The following is a 25,280-nucleotide window of genomic DNA, read 5'->3' on the forward strand; positions in this document are numbered from 1 at the left end:
GGACCTCTGGAGGTGGCTGAATCCTGCTGCTAGCCTGCCCGGCACGACTCCCGGGCGGCCGGCGGCGAGGGACCGGCGCCGGGCCGGGGAGCAGGGGATGGGGGAGGCTCCGCGATGAGCACCAGCACCACCCTCGGCGACGCCCGCCCCGAGTGGGCGCAGCGCCACGAACGGGAGCGGCGGCACCGGCGCGCCAAGTCCAGGCTGCGGCTGCCGTTCGCGGTGGCCGCGGCCTGCCAGGCCGTGCTGCTGCTGTGGTGGGCGGCCGGGTACCCGGCGTTCACCGGCAGCGCGCGGAGCGGTGCGCCGCTGTACGACGCCGCCGTGCGGATCCTGCACCCGGCGGGGGCGACGCTGGCGCAGAGCGTGCTGGTGGCGTTCGCGCTCGGGCACCTGGTGGCGGCGCTGGCCCGGTTCGGGGTGCGCGGGCGGTGGTCGGGGCCGGTGGCCGTCGCGCTGGCCGCGCTGCCGCCGACCGGCAGCCTGGTGGTCTCACTCAGCCCCGAAGTGCCCTCCACCGTAGGCGCGTTGCTGCTCACCGCGGCGGGCCTGCGGCTGCTCGCCCGGCGCGTCGACGGGACGCTGCACCGGGGCGGGCCCGCGCAACGGCTGGATCTGGCCGTACTGTTCTCGGCCATCGCGCTGCTCGCGCTGACCGGCCCCCGAGGCGCGGGCACCGCGCTGATCGCGGCCCTGGTGCTGCTGCCCGCCCTGCCTCGGGTGCGGGGCCGACTCGCGCTGCTCACCGCCCTCGCGCTGGCCGTGCCGATCGCCCTCGCCGTGCTCGGCCACCCCGCGGCCCGCACCGGCGACCTGCACACTCTGCGCGCCGCCGACCTGGCGCTCGCCCAGCACCGCGACCCGACCCGCCCGGACCCGGCGCTGACGGTCCTCGCCCCGGCCGCCGAATGGGACGCGGCCGGCACGGACTGCTCGGCGACCGCCGCCCTCACCGAGCGCTGGGACGCCGCCGCCGCCCGCCGCGCACAGGACGAACTCGCCGCCGCGTGGCGGCAGTTGCTGCGCGACCACCCGGACCGGGTGCTGGACGCCCGGCTCTGCCGGAGCCGCCTCGCCTGGGCGGTGTGGGCGGGCACCGGCGGCCCGCACGCCGCCACCGAGGTACCGGAGCCGTCCGCGGCCTCGCACGGCCTGCTGCGGCCCCTGCACTCCGCCGCCGCCTGGAGCCGCACCCTGCTGCGCGCCCCGCAGCTGGACTGGCTGCTGTGGCGCGGCGCCCTGTGGGCGTACCTCGGCCTCGCGGCGGCCCTGCTGTACGCCTGGCGGCACCGGCTGCCCGCGCTCGTCCCGGTGGCCGGCGCGGCCGTCCTCGGCACCCAGCTGGCGCTGACCGCGTCCGCCGCCGGCCAGGACTACCGGACCATGGCGGTGGCGCTGTTCCTCGGCCCGCTGCTGCTCACCCTGGCCACCGTCAGACGCGCACCCGCCCCCTGAGCAGAAGCCGAAGGGCCCGCCCGGAGCGAACTCCGGACGGGCCCTTCGGGGCTCAGGACTAGAAGCGACGCGTGACGAGCGCGCGCTTCACCTCCTGGATCGCCTTGGTGACCTCGATGCCACGCGGGCAGGCCTCCGAGCAGTTGAAGGTGGTGCGGCAACGCCACACGCCCTCACGGTCGTTGAGGACCTCCAGGCGCTGCTCGGCGCCCTCGTCGCGGGAGTCGAAGATGAAGCGGTGCGCGTTGACGATCGCCGCCGGGCCGAAGTACTGGCCGTCGTTCCAGAACACCGGGCACGAGGAGGTGCACGCGGCGCACAGGATGCACTTGGTGGTGTCGTCGAAGCGCTCGCGGTCGGCCTGCGACTGCAGACGCTCGCGGGTCGGCTCGTTCCCCGAGGTGATCAGGAACGGCATGACGTCCTTGTACGCCTGGAAGAACGGGTCCATGTCCACGATCAGGTCCTTGAGGACCGCGAGGCCCTTGATGGCCTCGATCGTGATCGGCTTCGCCGGGTCGACGTCCTTGACCAGGGTCTTGCACGCCAGCCGGTTGCGCCCGTTGATCCGCATGGCGTCCGAACCGCAGATGCCGTGCGCGCAGGAGCGACGGTACGTGAGGGTGCCGTCCTGCTCCCACTTGATCTTGTTGAGCGCGTCCAGGATGCGCTCCTTCGGGTCCATTTCGAGCTGGTAGTCCACCCACACCGGGTCCGGGTGCTCCTCCGGGTTGAACCGGCGGATCCGGAAGGTGACGTTGATCAGCTTGGTGCTGCCAGCCTCGACCGCGTCCAGCGCGGCCGAGTGCGTCTCGACGGTCGGAGTGGACATCAGTACTTACGCTCCATCGGCTGGTAGCGGGTCTGCACGACCGGCTTGTAGTCGAGGCGGATGGAGGTGGAGCCGTCCTCGGCCACCTCGCGGTACGCCATCGTGTGCTGCATGAACTTCACGTCGTCGCGGGTCGGGAAGTCCTCGCGGTAGTGACCGCCGCGGGACTCCTCGCGGGCCAGCGCGGAGACGACCAGCACCTCGGCCAGGTCGAGCAGGTTGCCCAGCTCGACGGCCTCCAGCAGGTCGGTGTTGTAGCGCGAGCCCTTGTCCTGGATCGAGACGTTCTTGAAGCGCTCCTTGAGCGCCTGGACGTCCTCGACGGCCTGCTGCAGGGTCTTGCCGGTGCGGTAGACGGACACGTTGGTGTCCATCGATTCCTGCAGCTCCCTGCGGATCGCCGCGACCGACTCGGTGCCGGTGGACTCCCGCAGACCCTCGACCAGCGCCTCGACCAGCGCGCCCGGGTTCTCCGGCAGCTCGACGAAGTCGTGCTTGTCGGCGTACGCGGCGGCGGCGATGCCCGCGCGGCGGCCGAACACGTTGATGTCCAGCAGCGAGTTGGTGCCCAGACGGTTGGCGCCGTGCACCGACACGCACGCGACCTCGCCCGCGGCGTACAGGCCCGGGACGATGTCGGTGTTGTTGCTCAGGACCTCACCCTCGACGTTGGTCGGGATGCCGCCCATCGCGTAGTGCGCGGTGGGCTGGATCGGGATCGGGTCCGTGTAGGGCTCGATGCCGAGGTAGGTGCGCGCGAACTCGGTGATGTCCGGCAGCTTGGCGTCCAGCTGCTCCGGCGGGAGGTGCGTCAGGTCCAGGTAGACGTGGTCGCCCTCGGGGCCGCAGCCGCGGCCGGCCCGGATCTCCGAGTAGATCGCGCGGGAGCAGACGTCACGGGACGCGAGGTCCTTCATGACGGGGGCGTAGCGCTCCATGAAGCGCTCGCCGTCCTTGTTGCGCAGGATGCCGCCCTCGCCGCGGGCGCCCTCGGTGAGCAGGATGCCCATCCGCCAGATGCCCGTCGGGTGGAACTGGAAGAACTCCATGTCCTCCAGCGGCAGGCCGCGGCGCAGCGCCACGGCCTGGCCGTCACCGGTCAGGGTGTGCGCGTTCGAGGTGACCTTGAACATCTTGCCGGTGCCGCCGGAGGCGAACACCACGGCCTTGGCCTGGAAGACGTGGATCTCGCCGGTGGCGAGCTCGTACGCCACCACGCCGGCGGTCTTGCCGTCGTTGATCAGCAGGTCGAGGACGTAGAACTCGTTGAAGAACTCGACACCGTGCTTGACGCAGTTCTGGAACAGCGTCTGCAGGATCATGTGGCCGGTGCGGTCCGCGGCGTAGCAGGACCGGCGGACCGGCGCCTCGCCGTGGTTGCGGGAGTGGCCGCCGAAGCGGCGCTGGTCGATCCGGCCCTGGTCGGTGCGGGAGAAGGGGAGGCCCATCTTCTCCAGGTCGAGGACCGCGTCGATGGCCTCCTTGCACATGATCTCGGCGGCGTCCTGGTCGACCAGGTAGTCACCACCCTTGACCGTGTCGAAGGTGTGCCACTCCCAGTTGTCCTCCTCGACGTTGGCGAGCGCGGCACACATGCCGCCCTGCGCCGCGCCGGTGTGCGACCGGGTCGGGTAGAGCTTGGTCAGAACCGCGGTGCGGCTGCGCTGCGTCGACTCGATGGCCGCGCGCATGCCGGCGCCGCCGGCGCCGACGATGACGGTGTCGTACTGGTGAATCTGCATGGGGTCAGTCGCCTCTGGTGGCTCGTCAGATGTTCGGGTCGAAGGTGAAGATCACCAGGGTGCCGAGGACCACCGTGAAGATGGTCGCGACAGCCAGGAGACCCTTCAGCCACATGCGAGTGGCGTCCTTCTCCGCGTAGTCGTTGATGACGGTGCGCATGCCGTTCGAGCCGTGCAGCATCGCCAGCCACAGCATCAGCAGGTCCCACATCTGCCAGAACGGGGAGGCCCAGCGGCCCGCCACGAAGGCGAAGCTGATCTTCGAGACGCCGCCGTCCAGCATCAGGTTGATCAGCAGGTGGCCGAGGACCAGCACCACCAGGACGACACCCGACAGGCGCATGAACAGCCAGGCGAGCATCTCGAAGTTGGTGCGGGTGCGGCGCGGGGTCTTCTTCGTGCGGGCCCGGGCGGGCTCCACGACGAAGGCGTCGGCGGGGTTGCCGGTGCCCAGGCCCTGGCCCGTGTGGGCCTGCAGCGAGGGGACCACCAGGTCCTTGATCTCAGTGGACATGCCGGATCAGCCCCCGAACCAGGTGCGAAGGGTGTGCTGCAGAACGGGGTAGAAGGCGCCGCCCATCAGGACGACCCAGATGCCGACGACAGTCCACAGCATCTGCTTCTGGTACTTCGGGCCCTTGGCCCAGAAGTCCACCGCCACGACGCGCAGGCCGTTCAGGGCGTGGAACAGGATGGCGGCCACGAGGCCGTACTCCATCAGGTTCACCAGCCAGAACTTGTAGGTGGCGATCACCGAGTCGTACGCCTCGGGCGACACCCGCACCAGGGCGGTGTCCAGGACATGTGCGAACAGGAAGAAGAAGATCAGGACGCCGGTGACTCGGTGAGCCACCCAGCTCCACATGCCTTCCCGGCCGCGGTACAGCGTTCCAGCCGGCACGGAAAACCCTCCGGAAGCGGATCGGGGGCTCGGCCGGCTTCGTGTCGGTCAGCCCGGCCGGATACGGTCCACCGGCCGCGAGCATCCTATCGACGCGCCGGGCCCCTCCGTCCTCCGGGGGCCCTGCTGTGATCAATCAGGCACGCACGGGCTAATCGGAACGGGAACTCCCGTGCTTCGCGAACATCCGATCACACTGCGGGGCGGCCGCCCGGAGCTCAGCTCCGAACGGCCACCAGGTGTTCCAGGCGGGTCAGTGCGATGCGACGCAACTCCTCGGCGGAGATGAGGCGTTCCTCGTCCGGGTCGTTGGCCAGCCGGGTGCGGATCGAGGTCAGCACCGCGTCCAGCATCTCCTCGTGGTCCACGCCTTCCAGGCAGACCACGAAGACATGGCCGAAACGCGCCTCGTACGCGGCGTGCGCGGCCCGCAGTGCGGTGTGCGCGGCCTGGCTGCCGGGCGCGCGCATGCCGACCAGCGGCTGCGGCATCCAGCTCTCGTCGGCCAGCGCCTCCGCGAGGTCCGCCGGGCGCAGGTCGTAGCTGGCCTCGCTGGCGGCCGCCAGCAGCGAGCCGATGTCGGGGTAGGGGCGGTGGGCGGTCAGGCGCAGGGCCCAGCGGTGGCTGCCGCAGCAGGCGAGCAGCGCCTCCTCGACCGCGCCGGAGTCGGCCTCGTTGAACCGGTGGAGTCCCAGGAGGGACGGATCCGTCCGCACGTCCAGACGCTGCGGCGGGATGTCGCTGGCCAGCGGATCCTCCTCGTGAGGGCGGGAAGGGGGGATGCTGCAGAGACAGAGAGGGTGTGGCGGCGCCCCCGCGCGGAGCCGGTACGGCTCGGCGGGGCAGCGCCTCCACGGTAGTTGAGGGTTCATCAGTTGGGGAGGCGGCGAGCCGATTTCATCCGATCGAGCTATCAAGTTGTGACCCGCCGCCGTCCCCGTTCACGCGGAACCGGTCAGTTGGTGCGGTGCACCTTGTGGTTGGCGGCCTGCGCCCGCGGCCGGACGACCAGCAGATCGATGTTGACGTGCGCCGGACGGGTCACCGCCCAGGACACCGTGTCGGCGATGTCCTCGGAGGTGAGCGGCTCGTCGACGCCCGCGTACACCGCGTCCGCCTTCGCCCGGTCGCCGCGGAAACGGGTCAGCGCGAAGCCCTCGGACTTCACCATGCCGGGGGCGATCTCGATCACCCGGATCGGCTCGCCCACGAGTTCGAGGCGGAGGGTCTGCGCCACCGAGTGGACGGCGTGCTTGGCCGCCACGTACCCGCCGCCGCCCTCGTACGCGGCCAGCGCCGCCGTCGAGGACATGATCAGCACGGTGCCGTCGCCGGTGGCGCGCAGCGCCGGCAGCAGCGCCTGGGTCAGGTGCAGCACGCCCAGCACGTTGACCTCGAACATGGTGCGCCAGTCCTCGGGGTCGCCGGCCTCGACGCTCTCCGCGCCGAGCGCGCCGCCCGCGTTGTTCACCAGCACGTCCACCCGGCCGACCTCGGCGGCGAACGCGTCCACCGCGGCCCGGTCGGTGACGTCCAGGGTGTAGGCGCGGCCGCCGAGCTCCTTCGCCAGCTCCTCGATCCGCTCGGTGCGGCGGGCCGTCAGCACCACCTGGAAGCCGTCCGCCGCCAGCCGGCGGGCGGTGGCCGCCCCGATGCCGCTGCTGGCGCCGGTGACCACCGCCACCTTCTGCTCGCTCATGTCCCACTCCTCTTGTCTCGGCCTGGTGTTCGGTGCAGGGGGATCATCCCGGATCATCCCAAGGAACGGTTCGCGGGTGTTGTGAGCAAGCTCCCAGCCGTGGCATCTGTCTGCCCGTGAGGGGCGCGGCTACATTGCGTATCCAGCCGTGCCGTCAGCCGGCGTCGACCCCTCACCACCTTCCGCGGAGGACATCCATGGCAGCCGAGCCCCGCCGCACCGAGTCGGGCCTGCCGATCGAGCCGGTGTACGGCCCCGAGACCCTGGCCGGCTTCGACGCCGCGAGCCGACTCGGCACCCCCGGCCAGTACCCCTTCACCCGCGGCGTCTATCCGACCATGTACACCGGCAAGCCGTGGACGATGCGCCAGTACGCCGGCTTCGGCACCGCCGCCGAGTCCAACGCCCGCTACAAGCAGCTCATCGCCAACGGCACCATGGGCCTGTCCGTCGCGTTCGACCTGCCCACCCAGATGGGATACGACTCCGACGCCGCGATCTCCTCCGGCGAGGTCGGCAAGGTCGGCGTCGCCGTCGACAGCGTCGAGGACATGAGCGTCCTGTTCGGCGGCATCCCGCTCGGCGAGGTCTCCACCTCGATGACCATCAACGCGCCCGGCTCGCTGCTGCTGCTGCTCTACCAGTTGGTCGGCGAGGCCCAGGGCGTGCCGTCGAACAAGCTCACCGGCACCATCCAGAACGACGTGCTCAAGGAGTACATCGCCCGCGGCACCTACATCTTCCCGCCCAAGCCCTCGCTGCGGCTGATCGCCGACGTCTTCCAGTACTGCCGGGCCGAGATCCCCAAGTGGAACACCATCTCCATCTCCGGCTACCACATGGCCGAGGCCGGGGCGAACCCCGCGCAGGAGATCGCCTTCACCCTCGCCAACGGCATCGAGTACGTGCGCACCGCGGTCGCTGCCGGCATGGACGTCGACGACTTCGCGCCGCGGCTCTCGTTCTTCTTCGTCTCCCGGACCACGCTGCTGGAGGAGGTCGCCAAGTTCCGTGCCGCGCGCCGGATCTGGGCCCGGGTGATGAAGGAGGAGTTCGGCGCGAAGAACCCGAAGTCGCAGATGCTGCGCTTCCACACCCAGACCGCGGGCGTCCAGCTCACCGCCCAGCAGCCCGAGGTCAACCTGGTCCGGGTCTCGGTGCAGGCGCTGGCCGCCGTCTTCGGCGGGACGCAGTCGCTGCACACCAACTCCTTCGACGAGGCGATCGCACTCCCGACCGAGAAGTCCGCGCGGCTCGCGCTGCGCACCCAGCAGGTGCTGGCCTTCGAGACCGACATCACCGCGACCGTCGACCCGTTCGCGGGCTCCTACGTGGTCGAGGCGATGACGGACGAACTGGAGGACGCCGCTCTGGAGTTGATGGCCAAGATCGAGGACATGGGCGGCGCGGTCGCGGCGATCGAGCAGGGCTACCAGAAGAGCGAGATCGAGCGCACCGCGTACCGCATCCAGCAGGAGCAGGACTCCGGCACCCGGACCGTGGTCGGCGTCAACCGCTTCCAACTCGCCGAGGAGGAGCCGTACGAGCCGCTCCGGGTCGACCCGGCGATCGAGGCGCAGCAGGCGGAACGGCTCAAGCGCCTGCGCTCCGACCGGGACTCGTCCGCCGTCGACCGTGCGCTCACCTCGCTGCGCAAGTCGGCGGAGGGGACGGACAACGTGCTGTACCCGATGAAGGAGGCGCTGGCCGCCCGGGCCACCGTGGGCGAGGTGTGCGACGCGCTGCGCGGCGTGTGGGGCACCTACACGCCGGTGGACCGCTTCTGAGTGCAGCCCCGCGCCCCTGACGGGGCGCGGGGAACTGCGAGAACAGCGAGAGGGGCTGCCGGGGAGAACTCCCGACAGCCCCTCAACTGCTGTGGGCCGGTTACTTCTTCTTGATGGCGAAGGACTTGAAGAAGCCCTTGCCCGGGGAGCCCAGGCCGGTCGCCGTGTCGTAGCCGCTGGAGGCCGAGAGGCCGTAGTCGGCGCCTATCTTGTAGAGGCGGACGCGGAGGGAGCCGGAGACGACGCCGAGGTCGACGACGTTGCCGCGCTTGGTGTTGACGGCGTTGTCGTCCACGTCGTGGAAGGCGTTGGTGTCGGCGCGGTCGTACAGGGCCGGGTTGGCGAAGCCGAGGGCGCGGCCGCCGCGGGTCTCGATGGCGTTGGCGAACATGGCCGCGGTCTCCGGGGCGGAGACCGAGGTGCCGCCGTAGCCGCCCTCGCTGTAGCCGCCGGCGGCGGTGAAGCCGACCAGGGTGGCGGCGACCAGGTCACCGCTCATCGCGATGTCCGGGGTGGCGCGCAGCGGGGTCTTGGACTTGGTGCCGTCGGCAGCGGTCTTGCTGATGCTGTCCGGGACGACGCCCTGCTGGTACCACGGCTGCGCGAAGTCCTTGGAGACACCGCCGCCGCCGCCGAAGTAGAAGCCGCCCGGCATCGGGCTCCAGGACTTCTGGTCGGCGGAGAGCACCGAGCGCAGGTCGCCCATGGAGACCTCGTGGCCGTACTTGCCGGACTTGTCGCCGAGTTCGAGGGCGGTGCCGCCGACCGAGGTGACCCACGGGGAGGAGGACGGCCACTGGGCCTGGGCCTGGTTGGTGTCGGCCTCGCAGTTGACGCCGGTGGCGGCCGCACCCGGGGAATCGTCGCCGCAGTCGCCGGAGGAGAAGGTGAAGCCGATGCCGGTGAGGGCGCCCAGCTGGAAGATCTGGTTGTCGGCGGCCACCACGGCGGGGTCGATGTCGCCGGACTTGCCGTGCATGATCTCGCCCCACGAGTTGGAGACGATGTCGGCGAGGTGCCCGTCCACGACCTTGGCCATGGCGTCGTAGAGGTCCTCGTCGTAGCAGGAGTTGCCGCCGACGTAGACGACGTTGGCGTCCGGCGCGAGGCCGTGCACCATCTCGACGTCGAGGGCTTCCTCGCCGGCCCAGCCGGCGGGGCCGCCGCACTCGTCCTGGTGGGTCCACTTGTCCGGGGTGACGTACTCGGTGTACTGGCCGGTCTTGAACGGCTGGTCGCCGTGCAGGGCGGAGAAGTGGTTGGCGTCCTGCTCCATGGTGGACAGGCCGTACGCGTCGATGATGGCGACGCGGGCGCCCTTGCCGCCGACCTTGGCGTCGGTGACGCCGTAGGCCTTGCGGAGCTGGGACGGGATGTAGGAGCAGGGGGCGAACGGATCGTTCTTCTCGTAGCCCTCGGGCGCGCCCTTGGCGATCTTCGAGCCGTAGCCGTCCTCGGAGCAGGTCGGGACGGTCGGCAGGGTCGCCGGGTCCTTCTTGTCGGGGCCGGCCAGCTTGGCGTTGGCGCTCTTCTCGGCCTCGCGGACGGAGGTGGCGGAGGAGCTGTTCTTGTGGATCGCGTCGGCCAGGCCGGAGACCGCGAGGACGGCGCCCGAGACGGAGGCCGGAAGCTTGGCGTCGCTGGTCGGCGCCCGGTGGGTGCCGTCCGCGGTGCGGTAGTTGTGGAAGCCGATGCCGAAGGCCTTGGCCATCGCGGCGGTGGAGCCGGCGACCTGCACGTAGTGGGCGTTGCTTGCGGAGACCGTGAGGCCCGCGCCGGACACCCAGTCGGTGACGGCCTTGACCTGCTCGGGGGTGGCGCCGAACTTCGCCTGGGCCTGCGCGGACGACAGGAACTGGCCGTAGGAGGCCGAGTTGGGGTCGGAGACGGCCTGGGCGAGGGCGGCGAGGCCGCTCGCGTCGCGGCCGGCCAGGTAGATCCGGACGGTCGCCGGGGCGGCGGCGTCGGCCGCGCCCGCGTCGGCCTGCGGGGTGGCCCACTCCGGGTGGGTGCCCGGCAGGGTGCGGGCGGTGTCGCCCACGGGGGTGGCGGCGATGGCCGGAACGGCCGCGCCGAGGGTGGTGAGGATCAGTGCGGCCGCGACGGTGGCGGGCGCGATGCTCTTGGCGAGCCGATTGCGCGCGATGGGCACGTCGGTCCCCCCTTCTCGGTTCGATGGAGCGTCAACGGCCCTTCGTGAGGGCGTGACGAGGCGCGCCGCAGGCGGACGGTCCCACCCCACTGCGGCACCGGAGTTGACTGTGCGAAAGCTGTCTATTCGGACTGATGTGGGCCGCTCAAGAGCGCGTCCGAAAGCTTTACTGGGCCATGACCCGATCGGGGGGAAGGGTTGGCCGGGGGCCCGGCGGCGGGCCTGCGGCGTGTCCGGCGGCCGGTGCGGGTCGTTGCATACGAAGGGAGCCGTGCACAGGGGCGAGCCGAATCAGGGAGCCATACCCACCAGGGTTTTGAGGTATGCATCCAAACGGTGAAAACTTTCGCGGAAGAGGGGCCAAAAGCCTCTTACCGGCCTACTCTTGGCCTGGTGAACGATCCTCAGCCCGCAGCCGCGGCCACCGTCACCGCCGTCCGCCCGCTCGCCGGCCTCCGCGCCCGAGTAGCGGCCCACCAGGCCGAGTTGATCGACCTGCGCCGTGACCTCCACCGGCACCCGGAGCTCGGTCGGCAGGAGTTCCGCACCACCCGGCTGCTGCGTGAACGACTGGTCGCCGCCGGGCTGGAGCCGCGCGTGCTCCCGGGCGGCACCGGTCTGCTGGTGGACCTCGTCCCGCCGGGCACGGTGCCGGGCACCCCGCTGCTGGCGTTCCGCGCCGACATCGACGCGCTGCCGATCGACGACGCCAAGACGGACGTCCCGTACCGCTCCACGCTGCCCGGCCGGGCGCACGCCTGCGGGCACGACGTGCACACCGCGGTGGTGCTGGGCACCGGGCTGGTGCTGGCCGAGGCGATGGAGGCCGGGCAGCTGTCCCGGCCGGTGCGGCTGATCTTCCAGCCGGCCGAGGAGATGATGCCCGGCGGCGCGCTGGACGTCATCGCGGCCGGCGGCATGGAGGGCGTCGGGCGGATCTTCGCGGTGCACTGCGACCCCAAGGTGCAGGTCGGCCGGATCGGGCTGAAGGTCGGGGCGATCACCTCGGCCTGCGACAAGGTGATGATCAGCGTGGACGGCCCGGGCGGGCACACCGCCCGTCCGCACCTGACCACCGACCTGGTCACCGCGGTCGCCAAGCTGGCCGCCGAGACGCCGTCCGGGCTGGCCCGCCGGATGGACCCGCGCTGGGGCGTCTCGCTGGTGTGGGGGCGGATCGCGGCCGGCTCCGCGCCGAACGTCATCCCGCAGCACGCCGAGTTGGAGGGCACCGTCCGCTGCTTGGAGCTGGCGGGCTGGCGGCAGGCTCCCGAGGTGCTGGAGGACCTGGTGGCGCACCTCGCCGAGACGTACCGCGCCAAGTGGACGCTGGACTACCACCGGGGCGTCCCGCCGGTGGTCAACGAGGCCGACTCGATCGAGCAGTTGGAGCGTGCGATGACCGACCGGTTCGCCGAGGGCCGCGGCCCGGTGGTGGAGCCGACCGAGCAGAGCCTGGGCGGCGAGGACTTCTCCTGGTACCTGGAGCACGCGCCGGGCGCACTGGCCCGCCTCGGCGTGCGCGGCCCCGACGAGAAGGGCGTCCGGGACCTCCACCAGGGCGACTTCGACGCGGACGAGCGGGCGATCGCCATCGGCGTCGAACTGTTCGCCTCACTGGCGCTGGAGCACGCCCGGATCTGATCGCGAAGGGGGGCTTCGGGCCCCCTTGCCGGGGTGCGGCGCGGCACCTTCCGGGCTCCGGCCCGGAGGCGTACCGTGGTGGCGCGCTACCAGCCAGTAGCGGAACGGGAGTTGAACAAGTGTGCGGCTATGTCCGGATTTGCCCGGGCGTACGACCACATTTTGATAACAACCCCGAGGGCCGTGCAGGCCGTAACACAACCGTGTTCTACGCGCGTTACGGTGGCGCTCGACCACGCCATACGGGTGTGTGAGAAGGAGAAACTCCCTTGCGCCGTTCACTCAAGCTCGCCGCGGCCGTGCTCTCGGGTTCCCTGGGCATCGCCTCGCTCGCCGCCTGCGGCGCAAAGAGCACCGACAACACCACCTCCGCCGGCGCCGGTGGCGGCTCCGGTCTCAAGGTCGGCATGGCCTACGACATCGGCGGCCGTGGCGACCAGTCCTTCAACGACTCGGCCGCGCGTGGTCTGGACCAGGCCAAGTCCGAGCTGGGCGCCACCATCAACGAGGCCGAGGCCAAGTCCGGTGAGTCCGAGGGCGACAAGGAGCAGCGCCTGAAGTCGCTGGTCACCGGTGGCTTCAACCCGGTCATCGCGGTCGGCTTCATCTACCAGGACGCGGTCAACAAGGTCGCGAAGGACAACCCGAACGTCAAGTTCGCGATCATCGACTCCTTCTCGCCGGAGCAGCCGAAGAACGTCACCTCGCTGACCTTCTCCGAGGAGCAGGGCTCCTACCTGGCGGGCGTGGCCGCGGCCAACAAGTCGAAGACCAAGCACGTCGGCTTCATCGGCGGCGTCCAGTCCGAGCTGATCAAGAAGTTCGAGGCCGGCTACGTCGCGGGCGCCAAGTCCGTCGACTCGAACATCGCGGTCGAGGTCACCTACCTCTCCACCCCGCCGGACAACACCGGCTTCGCCGACCCGGGCAAGGGCAAGCAGGCCGCTCAGGGCCAGCTCGACAAGGGCGCGGACGTCATCTACTCCGCCGCCGGCTCCTCCGGCTCCGGCGCCATCGAGGCCGTCGCCACCGCCCCGGGCAACAAGTGGGCCATCGGCGTCGACTCCGACCAGGCCAACCTGCCGGCCCTGTCGAAGTACAAGGACCACATCCTCACCTCGATGGTGAAGAACGTGAACACCGCCGTGTTCAGCTACGTCAAGTCCACCAAGGACGGCACCGACCAGGGCGGCGTGAAGAACTTCGACCTGAAGGACGGCGGCGTGTCGCTGGCCGTCACCGGTGGCTTCATCGACGACATCAAGGCCAAGCTGGACGCCGCCACCCAGCAGATCACCGGCGGCGCCACCAAGGTTCCGACCACCCCGCCGCAGGGCTGACCCCCTGCCACCCGCGCCGCCCGCCAGTCGGGCGGCGCAGCGGTCTGACACATCTCACGGAAGGGGCTCGGACGGGCTGCGCCAGGCGCATCCCCCGGGCCCCTGCCCATGCCGCACCCCGGTGTCCGTCCGGCGGTCGCACCACGCCCGGCCCCCAGAACCTCCAGCCGGCCCCCTGAGCCTCCAGCGCAACGAAGCGCCCGACGATCAGCAGGAGATCGCCATCACCCCCTCCGACTCCGCCTCTCCCGGCGGCACCCCCAGCGCGGGGACGGCGACACCGGCCGTCGAACTGCGCGGCATCACCAAGCGCTTCCCCGGCGTGGTGGCCAACCACGACATCGACATCACCGTGCGACGCGGCACCGTGCACGCCCTGATGGGCGAGAACGGCGCCGGCAAGTCCACCCTGATGAAGATCCTCTACGGGATGCAGAAGCCGGACGAGGGCACCATCGCCATCAACGGCGAGCAGGTGTCCTTCGCCACCCCGGGTGACGCGATCGCCCGCGGCATCGGCATGGTGCACCAGCACTTCATGCTGGCCGACAACCTCACCGTCTGGGAGAACATCGTCCTGGGCAGCGAGAAGCTGTACGGCATCGGCGCGAAGGCGAAGGCGAAGATCCGCGAGATCTCCGACCAGTACGGCCTCGGCGTGAAGCCGGACGCGCTGGTCGAGGACCTCGGCGTGGCCGACCGGCAGCGTGTGGAGATCCTCAAGGTGCTGTACCGCGGCGCCCGGATCCTGATCCTGGACGAGCCGACCGCGGTCCTGGTCCCGCAGGAGGTCGACGCGCTGTTCGACAACCTGCGCGAGCTCAAGGCCGAGGGCGTCACCGTCATCTTCATCTCGCACAAGCTGCACGAGGTGCTGTCGGTGGCCGACGCGATCAGCGTGATCCGCCGCGGCACCACGGTCGGCGACGCCGACCCGAAGGCCGTCACCGCCCGCCAGCTGGCCGAGCTGATGGTCGGCGCCGAACTGCCCTCCCCGGAGAGCCGCGACTCCACCGTCACCGACGTGGAGATGCTCCGCGTCGAGGGCCTGCGGATCGCCAAGCCGGACGCCGAGGGCGTCGAGCGCGTGGTGCTGGACGACATCTCGCTGCGCATCCACAAGGGCGAGATCCTCGGCATCGCCGGTGTCGAGGGCAACGGCCAGGCCGAACTGGTCGAGGCCATCATGGGCATGCTGTCGCCGGACGGCGGCGCCGTCACGCTGGACGGCGTCGACCTGACCGGCGCCCGGACCCGGGCCCGCCGGGAGGCCGGCATCGGCTACATCCCGGAGGACCGGCACCGGCACGGCCTGCTGCTGGAGGCCCCGCTCTGGGAGAACCGGATCCTCGGCCACGTCACCGAGCGTCCCAACTCCAAGGGCGCGCTGCTCGACCCGGCCGGCGCCCGCGCCGACACCCAGCGGATCGTCGAGGAGTACGACGTCCGCACCCCCGGCATCGAGGTCACCGCGGCGTCGCTGTCCGGCGGCAACCAGCAGAAGCTGATCATCGGCCGCGAGATGAGCCACCGGCCGAAGCTGCTGATCGCCGCCCACCCGACCCGCGGTGTGGACGTCGGCGCGCAGGCGCAGATCTGGGCGCAGATCCGCTCCGCGCAGCGCGAGGGCCTGGCGGTGCTGCTGATCTCCGCCGACCTGGACGAGCTGATCGGCCTGTCCGACACCATCCGGGTGATCTACCGCGGCGCGCTGGTCGCCGACGCCGACCCGGCCACCGTCACCGCCGAGGACCTCGGCACCGCGATGACGGGTGCCACGACCGGCAACATCGTCTCCGACCGGGTTCCGTCCACCGACACCGCCGACCACGTCCAGGCGGGGGAGTAGCCACATGACCAGTCCCAACCCCCCGGCTGCGGGAACGGCCGGCCGGCCGCGTTCGCAGCGGTTCGACCTGGAGCGGATCGGCCTCGGCCTGGCCGCCCCCGTGCTGGCCGTGCTGCTGTCGGTGATCATCGCCGGCACGCTGCTGGCGACCTCCGGCCGTGACCCGTTCAGCGCCTTCAAGATCATGTGGGACTACGGCACCGCGTCGGACGGCCAGGTCGCCGTCCTGAACAAGGCGACCGTGTACTACCTGGCCGCGGCCGCCGCCGCGTTCGGGTTCCGGATGAACCTCTTCAACATCGGCATCGAGGGCCAGTACAAGCTGGCCATGATGTTCGCGGCGTTCGTCGGCACCCAGATCGACCTGCCGGCCTTCCTGCAGATCCCGCTGATGCTGATCGTCGCGATGTTCGTCGGCGGCCTGTGGGCGTCGATCGCCGGTCTGCTGAAGGTCTACCGGGGCGTCAGCGAGGTCATCTCGACCATCATGCTGAACGCCATCGCCACCGCCGTGATCGGCGTGCTGCTGGTGCCCGGCATCCTCGCGCCGAAGACCAGCGGCGTCACCAACTCGATCCAGACCGCGAAGATCTCCGAGTCCAGCCACTTCTTCGCGATCGAGACCCAGGGCGGCACCCTGTGGGGCTTCATCGTGATCGCGGCGCTGGTCGGCGTGGTCTTCCACTTCACCCTGAACCGCACCCGGTTCGGCTTCGACCTGCGCGCCACCGGTCGCTCGGAGAGCGCCGCCAAGGCGTCCGGCGTCAACGTCAAGCGCATGGTGATCACCTCGATCGTGGTGTCCGGCGCGCTGGCCGGCCTGGTCGGCCTGCCCGAACTGATGCAGAACACCCCGTACTTCGGGCAGAACGTGCAGACCGGCCTCGGCTTCATCGGCATCTCGGTGGCGCTGCTCGGCCGCAACTCCCCGATCGGCATCGCGTTCTCCGCGCTGCTGTTCGCCTTCCTGGACGCCTCCGGCGCCCAGCTGCCCACCCGGGGCGACTTCCCGGCCGAGATCATCCCGGTGATCCAGGGCACCATCGTCATCTGCGTCGTCGTGGCCTACGAACTGGTGCGCCGCTTCGGCCTCAAGCGCCAGCAGCAGAAGGTCGGCGCCGAGCTCGCCGCGCAGGCTGCCGCGGCCGCCGCTCCGAAGGACCAGAAGGAGGTGGCGGCATGACCACCGCTGTCGCGAAGCCGAAGCCGAAGTCGCCCGCCGCGCCGGCCAAGAAGAAGTCCAAGCTGACCTGGCCGGTGGTGCTGCTGCTGATCGCGGGCGCCCTGGTGCTGTTCGCGGCCGTCGGCGCGATCACCGGCAACCACGGACTGACCTCCTCGGGCCAGATCGGCGCCGCGCTGTCCTCCGCCGTCCCGATCGCGATGGCCGGCCTCGGCGGCCTGTGGGCCGAGCGCGCGGGCGTGGTCAACATCGGCCTCGAAGGCATGATGGTGGCCGGCACCTTCTGCGGCGCCTGGGCCGGCTTCCTGGTCAACCCGTGGGTCGGCCTGCTGGCCGGCATGGCGGGCGGCGCGCTCGGGGGCCTGCTGCACGCGCTGATCACCGTCACCTTCGGCGTCGACCACATCGTCTCCGGCGTCGGCATCAACCTGCTGGTGCCCGGAATCTGCGCGTACGTCAACCGGATCTACTACAAGGACTACGTGGCCGACGGCGCCGGTGCGAACCAGTCGCCGCCCGCCGATTCGCTGCCCACCTTCACCGTCCCCGGCCTGTCGGGCTGGCTGGGCGACATCGAGCAGCACCACTGGTTCCTGGTCTCCGACGTGGCCGGCATCCTCCGCGGCCTGACCACCGAGCTCTCCGTGGTCACCCTGATCGCGGGCGCGTTCCTGGTCGCCAGCTACTTCGTGCTCTGGCGCACCGTGTTCGGCCTGCGGCTGCGCTCCTGCGGCGAGAACCCGACCGCCGCCGAGTCGCTGGGCGTCAACGTCTACAAGTACAAGTACCTCGCGGTGATCTCCTCCGGCGCCTTCGCGGGCCTCGGCGGCGCGTACCTCTCGCTGGTCGCCGCGCACTTCTACCGGGACGGCCAGACCCAGGGCCGCGGCTTCATCGGCCTCGCCGCGATGATCTTCGGCAACTGGATGCCGGGCGGCCTGGCCGCCGGCGCGGGCCTGTTCGGCTTCACCGACAGCCTCCAGCTGCGCGACGCCGACTCGGTGCACGTGCTGCTGCTGGTGGTCGCCATCGCGATGGCGCTGCTCGCGCTCTGGCAGTTCTACCGCCGCAAGTTCACCGCCGGCGCGATCAGCATCGTGGTGGCCGGCGGCGTCGCCCTCTGGTACGCCACCACCGACGCCGTCCAGCGCCCGCTGATCGTCGCCACCCCGTACGTGATCACCCTGGTGGTGCTCGCGCTGGCCGCCCAGCGGCTGCGGATGCCCAAGGCCGACGGCCAGATCTACCGCAAGGGACAGGCCAAGTGACGACCGTGGACTGGGAGGCGCTGCGCGTCGCGGCCCGCGAGGCGATGCGCCACGCGTACGCCCCCTACAGCAAGTACCCGGTCGGCGCGGCCGCGCTGGTCGACGACGGCCGCACCGTCACCGGCTGCAACGTGGAGAACGCCTCCTACGGCCTCGGTCTGTGCGCCGAGTGCGGCCTGGTCTCCGCGCTGCACGCCACCGGCGGCGGCCGACTGGTCGCCTTCACCTGCGTGGACGGGGCCGGCGAGCTGCTGATGCCGTGCGGGCGCTGCCGCCAGCTGCTCTTCGAGCACGGCGGACCGGACCTGCTGGTCGAACTGCCTTCCGGGGTACGGCCGATGAGCGAGGTCCTGCCGGACGCGTTCGGCCCGGACAAGCTGTAGTTTCTGCTGGCTGATCACATTGTTACGCGCGTAGAGTGTCGCGGGAGGACATCCCGCGGCACTCTTCGCATTTCACACCTCTCTGGAGCACCTGCATGGACGCCATCTCCGTCATCCGGGCCAAGCGCGACCGGGGCGAGCTGACCGACCCCCAGATCGACTGGGTCATCGACGCCTACACCCGCGGCGAGGTCGCCGACGAGCAGATGTCCGCCCTGGCCATGGCCATCCTGCTCAACGGCATGACGGCCCGGGAGATCAGCCGCTGGACCGACGCCATGATCCGCTCCGGCGAGCGCATGGACTTCTCCTCGCTCGGCGTCCCCACCGCCGACAAGCACTCCACCGGCGGCGTCGGCGACAAGATCACCCTCCCGCTCGCGCCCCTGGTCGCCGCCTGCGGCGCCGCCGTCCCGCAGCTCTCCGGCCGCGGCCTCGGCCACACCGGCGGCACCCTCGACAAGCTCGAATCCATCCCCGGCTGGCGCGCCCTGCTCTCCAACGACGAGATGCTCTCCGTGCTGCACGGCTGCGGCGCCGTGATCTGCGCCGCCGGCGACGGCCTCGCCCCCGCCGACAAGAAGCTCTATGCCCTGCGCGATGTCACCGGCACCGTCGAGGCCATCCCGCTGATCGCCTCCTCGATCATGTCCAAGAAGATCGCCGAAGGCACCGGCGCCCTCGTCCTGGACGTCAAGGTCGGCTCCGGCGCGTTCATGAAGAACCTCGACGACGCCCGCGAACTCGCCCGCACCATGGTCGGGTTGGGCCGCTCCGCCGGCGTCGCCACGGTCGCCCTGCTGACCGACATGTCCACCCCGCTCGGCCTCACCGCCGGCAACGCGCTCGAAGTCCGCGAGTCGCTGGAGGTGCTGGCCGGCGGCGGCCCCGCCGACGTCGTCGAACTCACCCTCGCCCTCGCCCGCGAGATGCTCGCCGCCGCGGGCGTCCACGGCAAGGACCCGGCCGACGCGCTGCGCGACGGCTCCGCGATGGACCACTGGCGCCGCATGATCACCGCCCAGGGCGGCGACGTCGACGCCCCCCTCCCGGTCGCCCGCGAGACCCACGTCGTCCCCGCCCCCGCCACCGGCGTCCTCACCACCCTCGACGCCTACGCCGTCGGCGTCGCCGCCTGGCGCCTCGGCGCCGGCCGCGCCCGCAAGGAGGACCCCGTCCAGGCCGGCGCCGGCGTCGAACTCCACGCCAAGCCCGGCGACACCGTCACCGCCGGCCAGCCCCTCCTCACCCTCCACACCGACACCCCCGAGCGCTTCCCCTACGCCCTGGAAGCCCTCACCGACGCCCTCACCGTCGCCCCCACCGGCACCGCCTTCACCCCGGCCCCGATCGTCCTCGACCGGATCGCCTGACGGTTTCGCCGTGGCGTCCTGCGTGCCCGCTCTGTCAGGAGTAGGTGCGCAGGACGCCGGTGTCGAGGGTCCAGGGGCCGACGGTGATGGTGTCGCCGAACACGAAGTGCTCGCGGCCGGCGTACTCGGGCTCGTCATGGACGATGCCGGTGCCCTTTCGGGGGTCGACGAGCAGATAGGTCGGGATACCCATGGCCGAGTAGTCGCGGACCTTGATCAGGTAGTCGTTCTCCGGGTTGGACGCCGAGACGATCTCCACGACCAGGAGGACCTGATGAGGGAGCAGCGCGGCTTCCTCGTCGTTCAGGGCCTCCTCGGGGAAGACCATGATGTCGGGGTTGCGGAGTCGGCCTCGGACGGGATCCACCAGGTCCGCGCCGCCGTGGGCGAGGTGGCCGGGGTGGGTTTGCGGAAGCTGGTCGTTGAGCTGGCGGGCGATGCGGATGACGGCGAGCTCGTGGCGGCTCACCGGCGACATCGTCACGACGATCTGGCCGTCCGCGATCTCGATCTTTCCTGTGCCCGGCACCTGCGGAAGCTGGTCGGCGATCTCGCGGAGCCTGGCGAACACGGCAGGGTCGACGCTCATGCCCGGAGCGTATCGACGGCCACCGCCCGCCGGGCGGCCGTGGCGCGGTGGGTGGCGTACAGCGTCACGCCGGCCGCGCAGGCCATGGCGGTGAGGGCGACGGTGGCGGTGCCCGACCAGCCGGTGGAGTGGTAGGCGTCGGCGCCGATCGTGCCGCCCAGGCTGTTGCCGAGGTAGTAGGCGATCAGGTAGAGCGCGGAGGCCTGGGCGCGGCCGGTGGTGGCGGTGCGGCCGACCGAGGAGGACGCCGTCGCGTGGCCGGCGAAGAAGCCCGCGGTGATCAGGACCAGGCCGAGGATCGCGCAGAACAGCGAGTTCGCGAGGGAGAACAGCAGACCTGCCGTGGTGGTGGAGATCGCCAGGTAGAGGGTGCCGCGCCGGCCCCAGCGGGCGGTCAGCCGGCCGGCCGAGGCGGAGGACGCCGTGCCGACCAGGTAGACCACGAAGATCGACGCCGCGACCGACTCCGGCAGGTGGAACGGCGCCGAGACCAGCCGGTACCCGACGGTGTTGTAGACCGCGCCGAAGACCGCCATGAACAGCATGCCGAGCGCGTACAGCCGCACCAGCAGCGGGTTGCGCAGGTGCCCGGCGACGGTCGCCGCCAGCTCCCGGGCGTTCACCGGCGTCCGCCGGAAGTGCTTGGCCCGGGGGATCAGCAGCCGGAACGCGAGCACCGCCAGCAGTGCGAGGACCGCCGAGACGGCCAGCCCCGCGCGCCAGCCCCACGCGGCCGCGGCCCAGCCCGAGACCAGGCGTCCGCCCATCCCGCCGATCGAGTTGCCGGCCACGTACAGGCCCATCGCGGAGGCCAGCGCCGCCGGGTGCACCTCCTCCGCGAGATACGCCATCGCGGTGGCCGGGAGCCCCGCCAGCGCCGCGCCCTGGACGGCCCGCAGGACCACCAGCGTGGTGAGGTCCGGGGCGAACGGCAGCGCGAGGGCGAGCAGCGCGGCGGCCAGCGTGGACGCCGTCATCACGGCAGTGCGCCCGTACCGGTCGGAGAGGGCGCTGGCGGGCAGCAGGGCGAGCGCCAGACCCAGCGTGGACGCGGAGGCCGTCCAGCTGGCCCGACCGGGCGTCAGGTCGAGGTCGGCGGAGAGCACCGGCAGCAGGCCCTGCGTGGAGTACAGCAGGACGAAGGTGGCGACACCCGCCGCGAACAGGGCGAGGTTGGCGCGGCGGAAGTCCCGGCTTCCGGGGCGCAGGCGCAGGTCGGAAACGGCTTCGGGGGCAGGGGCGGGCGCGGACGCCTCGGTACTGGCAGGCTGCATGGCAATGACGCTAGGGCGGCGCGGTCTGATGCGTCCAATGCATGAATGCGGGATGATCCATGCCGTGACGCATGAGAGCAGCTCCGCGCCGGTCCGCCTCGCCGAACTCGGTCCGGACACCGATGTGACGCGCCTCGCACCGCAGTTGGCGGAGTTCGCGGCGGTCGCCCGACTCGAACACGTCACCCGGGCCGCACAGCTCCTCGGCATGCCGCAACCCACCCTCTCCCGCGCCGTCGCCCGCCTGGAGGCACAGCTCGGCGTCGACCTGCTCGCCCGCCAGGGCCGCACCGTCCGCCTCACCCGGGCCGGACGGCTGCTGCTGGACGCCGTCGAACGCGCGCTCACCGAGGTCGAACGCGGCGCGGAGGCGGCGCGGGCGGAGGCCGACCCGGCGGCGGGGCGGGTCGCCTTCGGCTTCCTCCACACCATGGGGACGGACGCGGTGCCCGCCCTGCTCCGGGGGTTCCGGGCCGGGCACCCACAGGTCCGCTTCCAACTGGTGCAGGACTACGTCGCGGCGATGCTGGAACGGCTGCGCGCCGGGGAGTTGGACCTCTGCCTGGTCTCCCCGCTGCCCGACGCACCGGACCTGACGGCCCGTCCGCTCGACGAACAGCGCCTCTACCTGACCGTCCCCGCCGATCACCGGCTGGCCGCCCGCCGCCGCATCCGGCTCGCCGAGGTCGCCGACGAACCCTGGGTGACCGTCGAGGAAGGCTACGGACTGCGCCACATCATGGAGGGCTTCTGCGCGGAGGCCGGCTTCACCCCGCGGATCGCCTTCGAGGGCGAGGAGGTCGAAACCCTCCGCGGCCTGGTCGCCGCCGGCCTCGGCGTCGCCCTCCTCCCACCCGCCCTCGTCCCCCGCCCGGGCGTCGTCGAACTCGAAGTCACCGCCCCCCGCACCCGCCGCGCCATCGGCCTCGCCTGGCACGCGACACGTCCTCTGACACCGCCGTCCGCCGCCTTCCGTGACTTCGTGCTGTCGCGCCGGGGCAGCATCCTGGCCCACGACTGAGCGGAGGTCCGCTTCGCGGCGGAGAGCGGGGGAACACGCCATCGGGCTTCGCCCGGCGCGTCCTTGCTGTCGCCGTTTGCGCCGGGGCGGCATCCTGGCCCGCGGCTGGGCGGGGTCGGCTTCGCGGCACAGGGGTGCCGGGGTGGGCCTTCGGTCGCGTGGGTTCCGCTTCGCGGCAGAGGGTGGGGGAGTGGGTCATCGGGGCTGCGCTGGTGCGCGGCGCGTCTTTGCTGTCGCCTGTCGCGCCGGGGCGGCATGCTCGCCCACGGCTGGGCGGAGGTTCCCGCTTCGAATTGGGGGCCGGCGGAGTTGAGCGTTCGGCCGGCTGGGTTCTGCTTCGCCGCGGAGGGCGGGGGAGCTCGCCATCGGGCGGCGCGTCCTTGTTGCCGTCGTTTGCGCTGTCGCGCCGGGCGGCAGCCTCGCCCACGTGTCGGGGTGGGCGTTCGGCTGCGGGGGTTTCGCTTCGCGGTTGGCGGGCCTTCGGCCCGGCCCGGCGGGCCTTGGTGGCGCTGTTCTGTCCGCGTGCGGGTGCCCGGGCCGGTGGGGTTGGGCGGGCCACCGGTCGGGTGCGGTGGGCGAGTTGCTCGTTCGGGTTGGCGCAGCGTGTGGCGGTAGGCGATCTACGCGCGTAGGCGCTATGCTCCGGCAATGGAGAAGCAGATCACTCTCGCGGGCACCACGGCCCCGCGCATTCCCACGGCGGAGCAGATCGCCCGCGCCCCCAAGGTCCTGCTGCACGACCACCTGGACGGTGGGTTGCGGCCGGAGACCATCGTCGAACTGGCCGCCGACTGCGGGTACGAGGGCCTGCCGACCACGGACCCGAAGCAGCTCGGGGTGTGGTTCCGGGAGGCGGCGGACTCCGGGTCGCTGGTGCGGTACCTGGAGACGTTCGCGCACACGTGCGCGGTGATGCAGACCCGGGACGCGCTGGTCCGGGTGGCCGCGGACTGTGCGGAGGACCTGGCGGCGGACGGCGTGGTGTACGCCGAGGTGCGGTACGCGCCGGAGCAGCACCTGGAGGCGGGGCTGACGCTGGACGAGGTGGTGGAGGCCGTCAACGAGGGCTTCCGGCTGGGCGAGGCGAACGCCCGGGCGCGCGGCCACCGGATCCGGGTGGGGACGCTGCTGACCGCGATGCGGCACGCGGCCCGCTCGCTGGAGATCGCCGAGCTGGCGAACCGTCACCGGGACGCCGGGGTCGTCGGGTTCGACATCGCGGGTGCGGAGGCGGGCTACCCGCCCACCCGGCACCAGGCGGCGTTCGACTACCTGAAGGGCGAGAACAACCACTTCACCATCCACGCCGGCGAGGCCTTCGGTCTGCCGTCGATCTGGGAGGCGGTGCAGTGCTGCGGCGCCGACCGGCTCGGTCACGGCGTGCGGATCGTGGACGACATCACGGTCCGCGAGGACGGCCGGGTGGAGCTGGGTCGGCTGGCCGCGTACGTGCGCGACAAGCGGGTGCCGCTGGAGATGTGCCCGACCTCGAACCTGCAGACCGGCGCGGCGGCGTCGTACGCCGAGCACCCGATCGGGCTGCTGGCGGAGCTGAAGTTCCGGGTCACCGTCAACACCGACAACCGGCTGATGAGCGGCACCAGCATGAGCCGCGAGTTCGGGCACCTGGTGGAGGCGTTCGGCTACACGCTGGGCGACCTGGAGTGGTTCACCGTCAACGCCATGAAGTCGGCGTTCCTGCCGTTCGACGAGCGGCTGGCGATGATCAGCGACGTGATCAAGCCCGGGTACGCGGAGCTCAAGGCCGAGTGGCTGTTCGGCCCGCGCGACTGACACATGTCGGCACGCGCTGGCACGACGACACGCCGTCAATGTCCGTGGAGATGGTCGGACTTATCACTCGGGGGAGTGGCCCAGTTTTGAACCGTGCGCCTCGTTCTCACTACGGTGGGCCGGTCACTGCTGACTCGGTGTGACGGCCGCGCCCTGAATCCCCCTGGCGTCCGACCCCGCACCGGCCCGACCAGGACTGAGGACGCACACATGAAGCAGGCCACTCTGAAGGCCGCCGGCACCGCCGTGCTCGGCGTCGTCGCCGCCGTCGTCGCCGCAGGCACCGCCTCGGCCGCGCCGGTCGCCCCCGGCGGCCTCGGGCTGCCGACCGGCGCGCTCACCAACCCGGGCGTGACGGGTGCCGCCACCGGCGCCGTGAGCAAGCTGCCCGGCGCCGACCAGCTCGGCACCGTGACCGGCGCGCTCAACCCGGCCGCCGGCACCCCGGCGCAGGCCGCTGCCCCGGCCCGGGGCACGGAGCAGGCCGGCCCGGTCGCCGAGCAGGTCGGCCCGGCCGGTGTCGACGCGCAGGGCGTCGCTCCCGAGGCCGCCCACCGGATCGGCGGGCTGGACGCCGTTCCCGGCGGCGCGGGCCTGGCCAAGACCCCGGTCGGCGGCGTGCTCAGCACGCTGACCAGCCTCTCCCCGACCAGCGGAGCGGCCCCGGGCCTGCCGGCCCTGCCCGTCGGCTGACGCGGCCCGCACACGGCCGAGGGGCCGTCCCGCACTGCGGGGCGGCCCCTTCGTCATGGGCGGCGGCGGGCGTCGGGGGCGACGCGGGCCGGTCACGGCTCCTGGGGGAGCAGCACCCAGAGCGCCAGGTAGATCAGGAACTGCGGGCCGGGCAGCAGGCAGGAGGCCAGGAAGATGGCCCGGACCGTCCACGGGGTCAGGCCGAAGCGCTGGGCGATACCGGCGCAGACGCCGCCGATGACGCGGTTGTGACGGGGACGGGCAAGGGCGCTCATCTTCTCCTCCGAGGGAGTGCTCCCGG

Annotated in this window: 22 protein-coding genes; 12 read left to right on the forward strand and 10 right to left on the reverse strand. The window is 71.6% G+C overall.

What is annotated here, in order from left to right:
* The first annotated feature begins 114 nt into the window (after positions 1-114).
* Positions 115-1,455 carry a hypothetical protein gene (locus AMK19_RS04125; RefSeq protein ID WP_073808075.1) on the forward strand — a complete coding sequence of 447 codons (1,341 nt, stop codon included), beginning with the start codon at positions 115-117 and terminating at the stop codon, positions 1,453-1,455.
* A 58-nt stretch (positions 1,456-1,513) separates the two neighbouring features.
* On the opposite strand, the gene AMK19_RS04130 is transcribed toward AMK19_RS04125, so the two are convergent.
* From AMK19_RS04130 to AMK19_RS04155, 6 genes are all read right to left on the reverse strand, one after another.
* Entirely contained in the window at positions 1,514-2,287 is a 774-nt protein-coding gene (locus tag AMK19_RS04130) for a succinate dehydrogenase iron-sulfur subunit (protein ID WP_073808077.1), read from the reverse strand.
* A complete protein-coding gene (gene sdhA, locus AMK19_RS04135) occupies positions 2,287-4,029 on the reverse strand; it encodes a succinate dehydrogenase flavoprotein subunit (protein WP_073808078.1) in 1,743 nt (580 codons plus the stop codon). Before sdhA ends, AMK19_RS04130 begins: the two co-directional genes overlap by 1 nt.
* 25 nt (positions 4,030-4,054) lie before the next feature.
* A complete protein-coding gene (locus tag AMK19_RS04140; protein ID WP_073808080.1) occupies positions 4,055-4,543 on the reverse strand; it encodes a succinate dehydrogenase hydrophobic membrane anchor subunit in 489 nt (162 codons plus the stop codon).
* 6 nt (positions 4,544-4,549) lie between these two features.
* Positions 4,550-4,930, reverse strand: a complete 381-nt coding sequence (gene sdhC / locus AMK19_RS04145; RefSeq protein ID WP_073808082.1) for a succinate dehydrogenase, cytochrome b556 subunit — start codon at positions 4,928-4,930, stop codon at positions 4,550-4,552.
* A gap of 218 nt (positions 4,931-5,148) precedes the next feature.
* The gene (locus AMK19_RS04150; protein WP_083646471.1) at positions 5,149-5,646 is read right to left on the reverse strand and encodes a 2-oxo-4-hydroxy-4-carboxy-5-ureidoimidazoline decarboxylase; all 498 of its coding nucleotides are present in this window, start codon (positions 5,644-5,646) and stop codon (positions 5,149-5,151) included.
* Between the two features lie 239 nt (positions 5,647-5,885).
* Positions 5,886-6,629: an SDR family oxidoreductase gene (locus tag AMK19_RS04155; RefSeq protein WP_073808083.1), complete on the reverse strand. Its 744-nt coding sequence runs from the start codon at positions 6,627-6,629 to the stop codon at positions 5,886-5,888.
* Positions 6,630-6,826: 197 nt separating this feature from the next.
* Here AMK19_RS04155 and AMK19_RS04160 point away from each other — a divergent pair, with 197 nt between their 5' ends.
* Complete coding sequence (locus AMK19_RS04160; RefSeq protein WP_073808085.1) at positions 6,827-8,416, forward strand: acyl-CoA mutase large subunit family protein; 1,590 nt, start codon at positions 6,827-6,829, stop codon at positions 8,414-8,416.
* A 100-nt stretch (positions 8,417-8,516) separates the two neighbouring features.
* Here AMK19_RS04160 and AMK19_RS04165 read toward each other — a convergent pair whose 3' ends face one another.
* Positions 8,517-10,568, reverse strand: coding sequence for a S53 family peptidase (locus AMK19_RS04165; RefSeq protein ID WP_143200032.1), 2,052 nt, complete (start codon positions 10,566-10,568; stop codon positions 8,517-8,519).
* Between the two features lie 393 nt (positions 10,569-10,961).
* Here AMK19_RS04165 and AMK19_RS04170 point away from each other — a divergent pair, with 393 nt between their 5' ends.
* The 7 genes from AMK19_RS04170 to AMK19_RS04200 all read left to right on the forward strand — a co-directional run bounded on the left by AMK19_RS04170 (position 10,962) and on the right by AMK19_RS04200 (position 19,608).
* Positions 10,962-12,212: an amidohydrolase gene (locus tag AMK19_RS04170; protein WP_198953163.1), complete on the forward strand. Its 1,251-nt coding sequence runs from the start codon at positions 10,962-10,964 to the stop codon at positions 12,210-12,212.
* A 269-nt stretch (positions 12,213-12,481) separates the two neighbouring features.
* Positions 12,482-13,552: a BMP family lipoprotein gene (locus AMK19_RS04175; protein ID WP_073808086.1), complete on the forward strand. Its 1,071-nt coding sequence runs from the start codon at positions 12,482-12,484 to the stop codon at positions 13,550-13,552.
* Positions 13,553-13,775: 223 nt separating this feature from the next.
* A complete protein-coding gene (locus tag AMK19_RS04180; RefSeq protein ID WP_073808384.1) occupies positions 13,776-15,401 on the forward strand; it encodes an ABC transporter ATP-binding protein in 1,626 nt (541 codons plus the stop codon).
* Positions 15,402-15,405: 4 nt separating this feature from the next.
* Complete coding sequence (locus AMK19_RS04185) at positions 15,406-16,584, forward strand: ABC transporter permease (RefSeq protein ID WP_073808088.1); 1,179 nt, start codon at positions 15,406-15,408, stop codon at positions 16,582-16,584.
* A complete protein-coding gene (locus AMK19_RS04190) occupies positions 16,581-17,852 on the forward strand; it encodes an ABC transporter permease (protein WP_073808089.1) in 1,272 nt (423 codons plus the stop codon). Before AMK19_RS04185 ends, AMK19_RS04190 begins: the two co-directional genes overlap by 4 nt.
* Complete coding sequence (locus AMK19_RS04195) at positions 17,849-18,235, forward strand: cytidine deaminase (protein ID WP_073808091.1); 387 nt, start codon at positions 17,849-17,851, stop codon at positions 18,233-18,235. The genes AMK19_RS04190 and AMK19_RS04195 overlap by 4 nt, the downstream gene beginning before the upstream one ends.
* A 95-nt stretch (positions 18,236-18,330) precedes the next feature.
* On the forward strand, positions 18,331-19,608 hold the full coding sequence (locus AMK19_RS04200; RefSeq protein WP_073808092.1) for a thymidine phosphorylase: 1,278 nt from the start codon (positions 18,331-18,333) through the stop codon (positions 19,606-19,608).
* Between the two features lie 34 nt (positions 19,609-19,642).
* Here the strand turns inward: AMK19_RS04200 and AMK19_RS04205 are convergent, their stop codons facing one another.
* Positions 19,643-20,197 carry a Uma2 family endonuclease gene (locus AMK19_RS04205; protein ID WP_073808094.1) on the reverse strand — a complete coding sequence of 185 codons (555 nt, stop codon included), beginning with the start codon at positions 20,195-20,197 and terminating at the stop codon, positions 19,643-19,645.
* Entirely contained in the window at positions 20,194-21,471 is a 1,278-nt protein-coding gene (locus tag AMK19_RS04210; RefSeq protein WP_073808095.1) for an MFS transporter, read from the reverse strand. Before AMK19_RS04210 ends, AMK19_RS04205 begins: the two co-directional genes overlap by 4 nt.
* A 64-nt stretch (positions 21,472-21,535) precedes the next feature.
* On the opposite strand from AMK19_RS04210, the gene AMK19_RS04215 reads away from it, so the two are divergent.
* From AMK19_RS04215 to AMK19_RS04225, 3 genes are all read left to right on the forward strand, one after another.
* Positions 21,536-22,492, forward strand: coding sequence for a LysR family transcriptional regulator (locus AMK19_RS04215; RefSeq protein WP_073808385.1), 957 nt, complete (start codon positions 21,536-21,538; stop codon positions 22,490-22,492).
* 648 nt (positions 22,493-23,140) lie between these two features.
* On the forward strand, positions 23,141-24,286 hold the full coding sequence (locus AMK19_RS04220) for an adenosine deaminase (RefSeq protein ID WP_073808097.1): 1,146 nt from the start codon (positions 23,141-23,143) through the stop codon (positions 24,284-24,286).
* Between the two features lie 210 nt (positions 24,287-24,496).
* Positions 24,497-24,979, forward strand: coding sequence for a hypothetical protein (locus AMK19_RS04225; RefSeq protein WP_073808098.1), 483 nt, complete (start codon positions 24,497-24,499; stop codon positions 24,977-24,979).
* A gap of 92 nt (positions 24,980-25,071) precedes the next feature.
* Here the strand turns inward: AMK19_RS04225 and AMK19_RS04230 are convergent, their stop codons facing one another.
* A complete protein-coding gene (locus tag AMK19_RS04230; protein ID WP_073808100.1) occupies positions 25,072-25,254 on the reverse strand; it encodes a PspC domain-containing protein in 183 nt (60 codons plus the stop codon).
* Positions 25,255-25,280: the final 26 nt, after the last annotated feature.

This window comes from Kitasatospora sp. CB01950, from assembly GCF_001905465.1.
GTDB lineage: Bacteria > Actinomycetota > Actinomycetes > Streptomycetales > Streptomycetaceae > Kitasatospora.

What these genes read in the sequence shown, in the direction of transcription:
- AMK19_RS04130 (WP_073808077.1), bottom strand. Translation starts at nt 2,287, where the DNA reads ATGTCCACTCCGACCGTCGAGACGCACTCGGCCGCGCTGGACGCGGTC.
- AMK19_RS04230 (WP_073808100.1), bottom strand. Translation starts at nt 25,254, where the DNA reads ATGAGCGCCCTTGCCCGTCCCCGTCACAACCGCGTCATCGGCGGCGTC.
- AMK19_RS04125 (WP_073808075.1), top strand. Translation starts at nt 115, where the DNA reads ATGAGCACCAGCACCACCCTCGGCGACGCCCGCCCCGAGTGGGCGCAG.
- AMK19_RS04140 (WP_073808080.1), bottom strand. Translation starts at nt 4,543, where the DNA reads ATGTCCACTGAGATCAAGGACCTGGTGGTCCCCTCGCTGCAGGCCCAC.
- AMK19_RS04225 (WP_073808098.1), top strand. Translation starts at nt 24,497, where the DNA reads ATGAAGCAGGCCACTCTGAAGGCCGCCGGCACCGCCGTGCTCGGCGTC.
- AMK19_RS04210 (WP_073808095.1), bottom strand. Translation starts at nt 21,471, where the DNA reads ATGCAGCCTGCCAGTACCGAGGCGTCCGCGCCCGCCCCTGCCCCCGAA.
- AMK19_RS04185 (WP_073808088.1), top strand. Translation starts at nt 15,406, where the DNA reads ATGACCAGTCCCAACCCCCCGGCTGCGGGAACGGCCGGCCGGCCGCGT.
- AMK19_RS04160 (WP_073808085.1), top strand. Translation starts at nt 6,827, where the DNA reads ATGGCAGCCGAGCCCCGCCGCACCGAGTCGGGCCTGCCGATCGAGCCG.
- AMK19_RS04205 (WP_073808094.1), bottom strand. Translation starts at nt 20,197, where the DNA reads ATGAGCGTCGACCCTGCCGTGTTCGCCAGGCTCCGCGAGATCGCCGAC.
- AMK19_RS04220 (WP_073808097.1), top strand. Translation starts at nt 23,141, where the DNA reads ATGGAGAAGCAGATCACTCTCGCGGGCACCACGGCCCCGCGCATTCCC.
- sdhA (WP_073808078.1), bottom strand. Translation starts at nt 4,029, where the DNA reads ATGCAGATTCACCAGTACGACACCGTCATCGTCGGCGCCGGCGGCGCC.
- AMK19_RS04155 (WP_073808083.1), bottom strand. Translation starts at nt 6,629, where the DNA reads ATGAGCGAGCAGAAGGTGGCGGTGGTCACCGGCGCCAGCAGCGGCATC.
- AMK19_RS04200 (WP_073808092.1), top strand. Translation starts at nt 18,331, where the DNA reads ATGGACGCCATCTCCGTCATCCGGGCCAAGCGCGACCGGGGCGAGCTG.
- AMK19_RS04190 (WP_073808089.1), top strand. Translation starts at nt 16,581, where the DNA reads ATGACCACCGCTGTCGCGAAGCCGAAGCCGAAGTCGCCCGCCGCGCCG.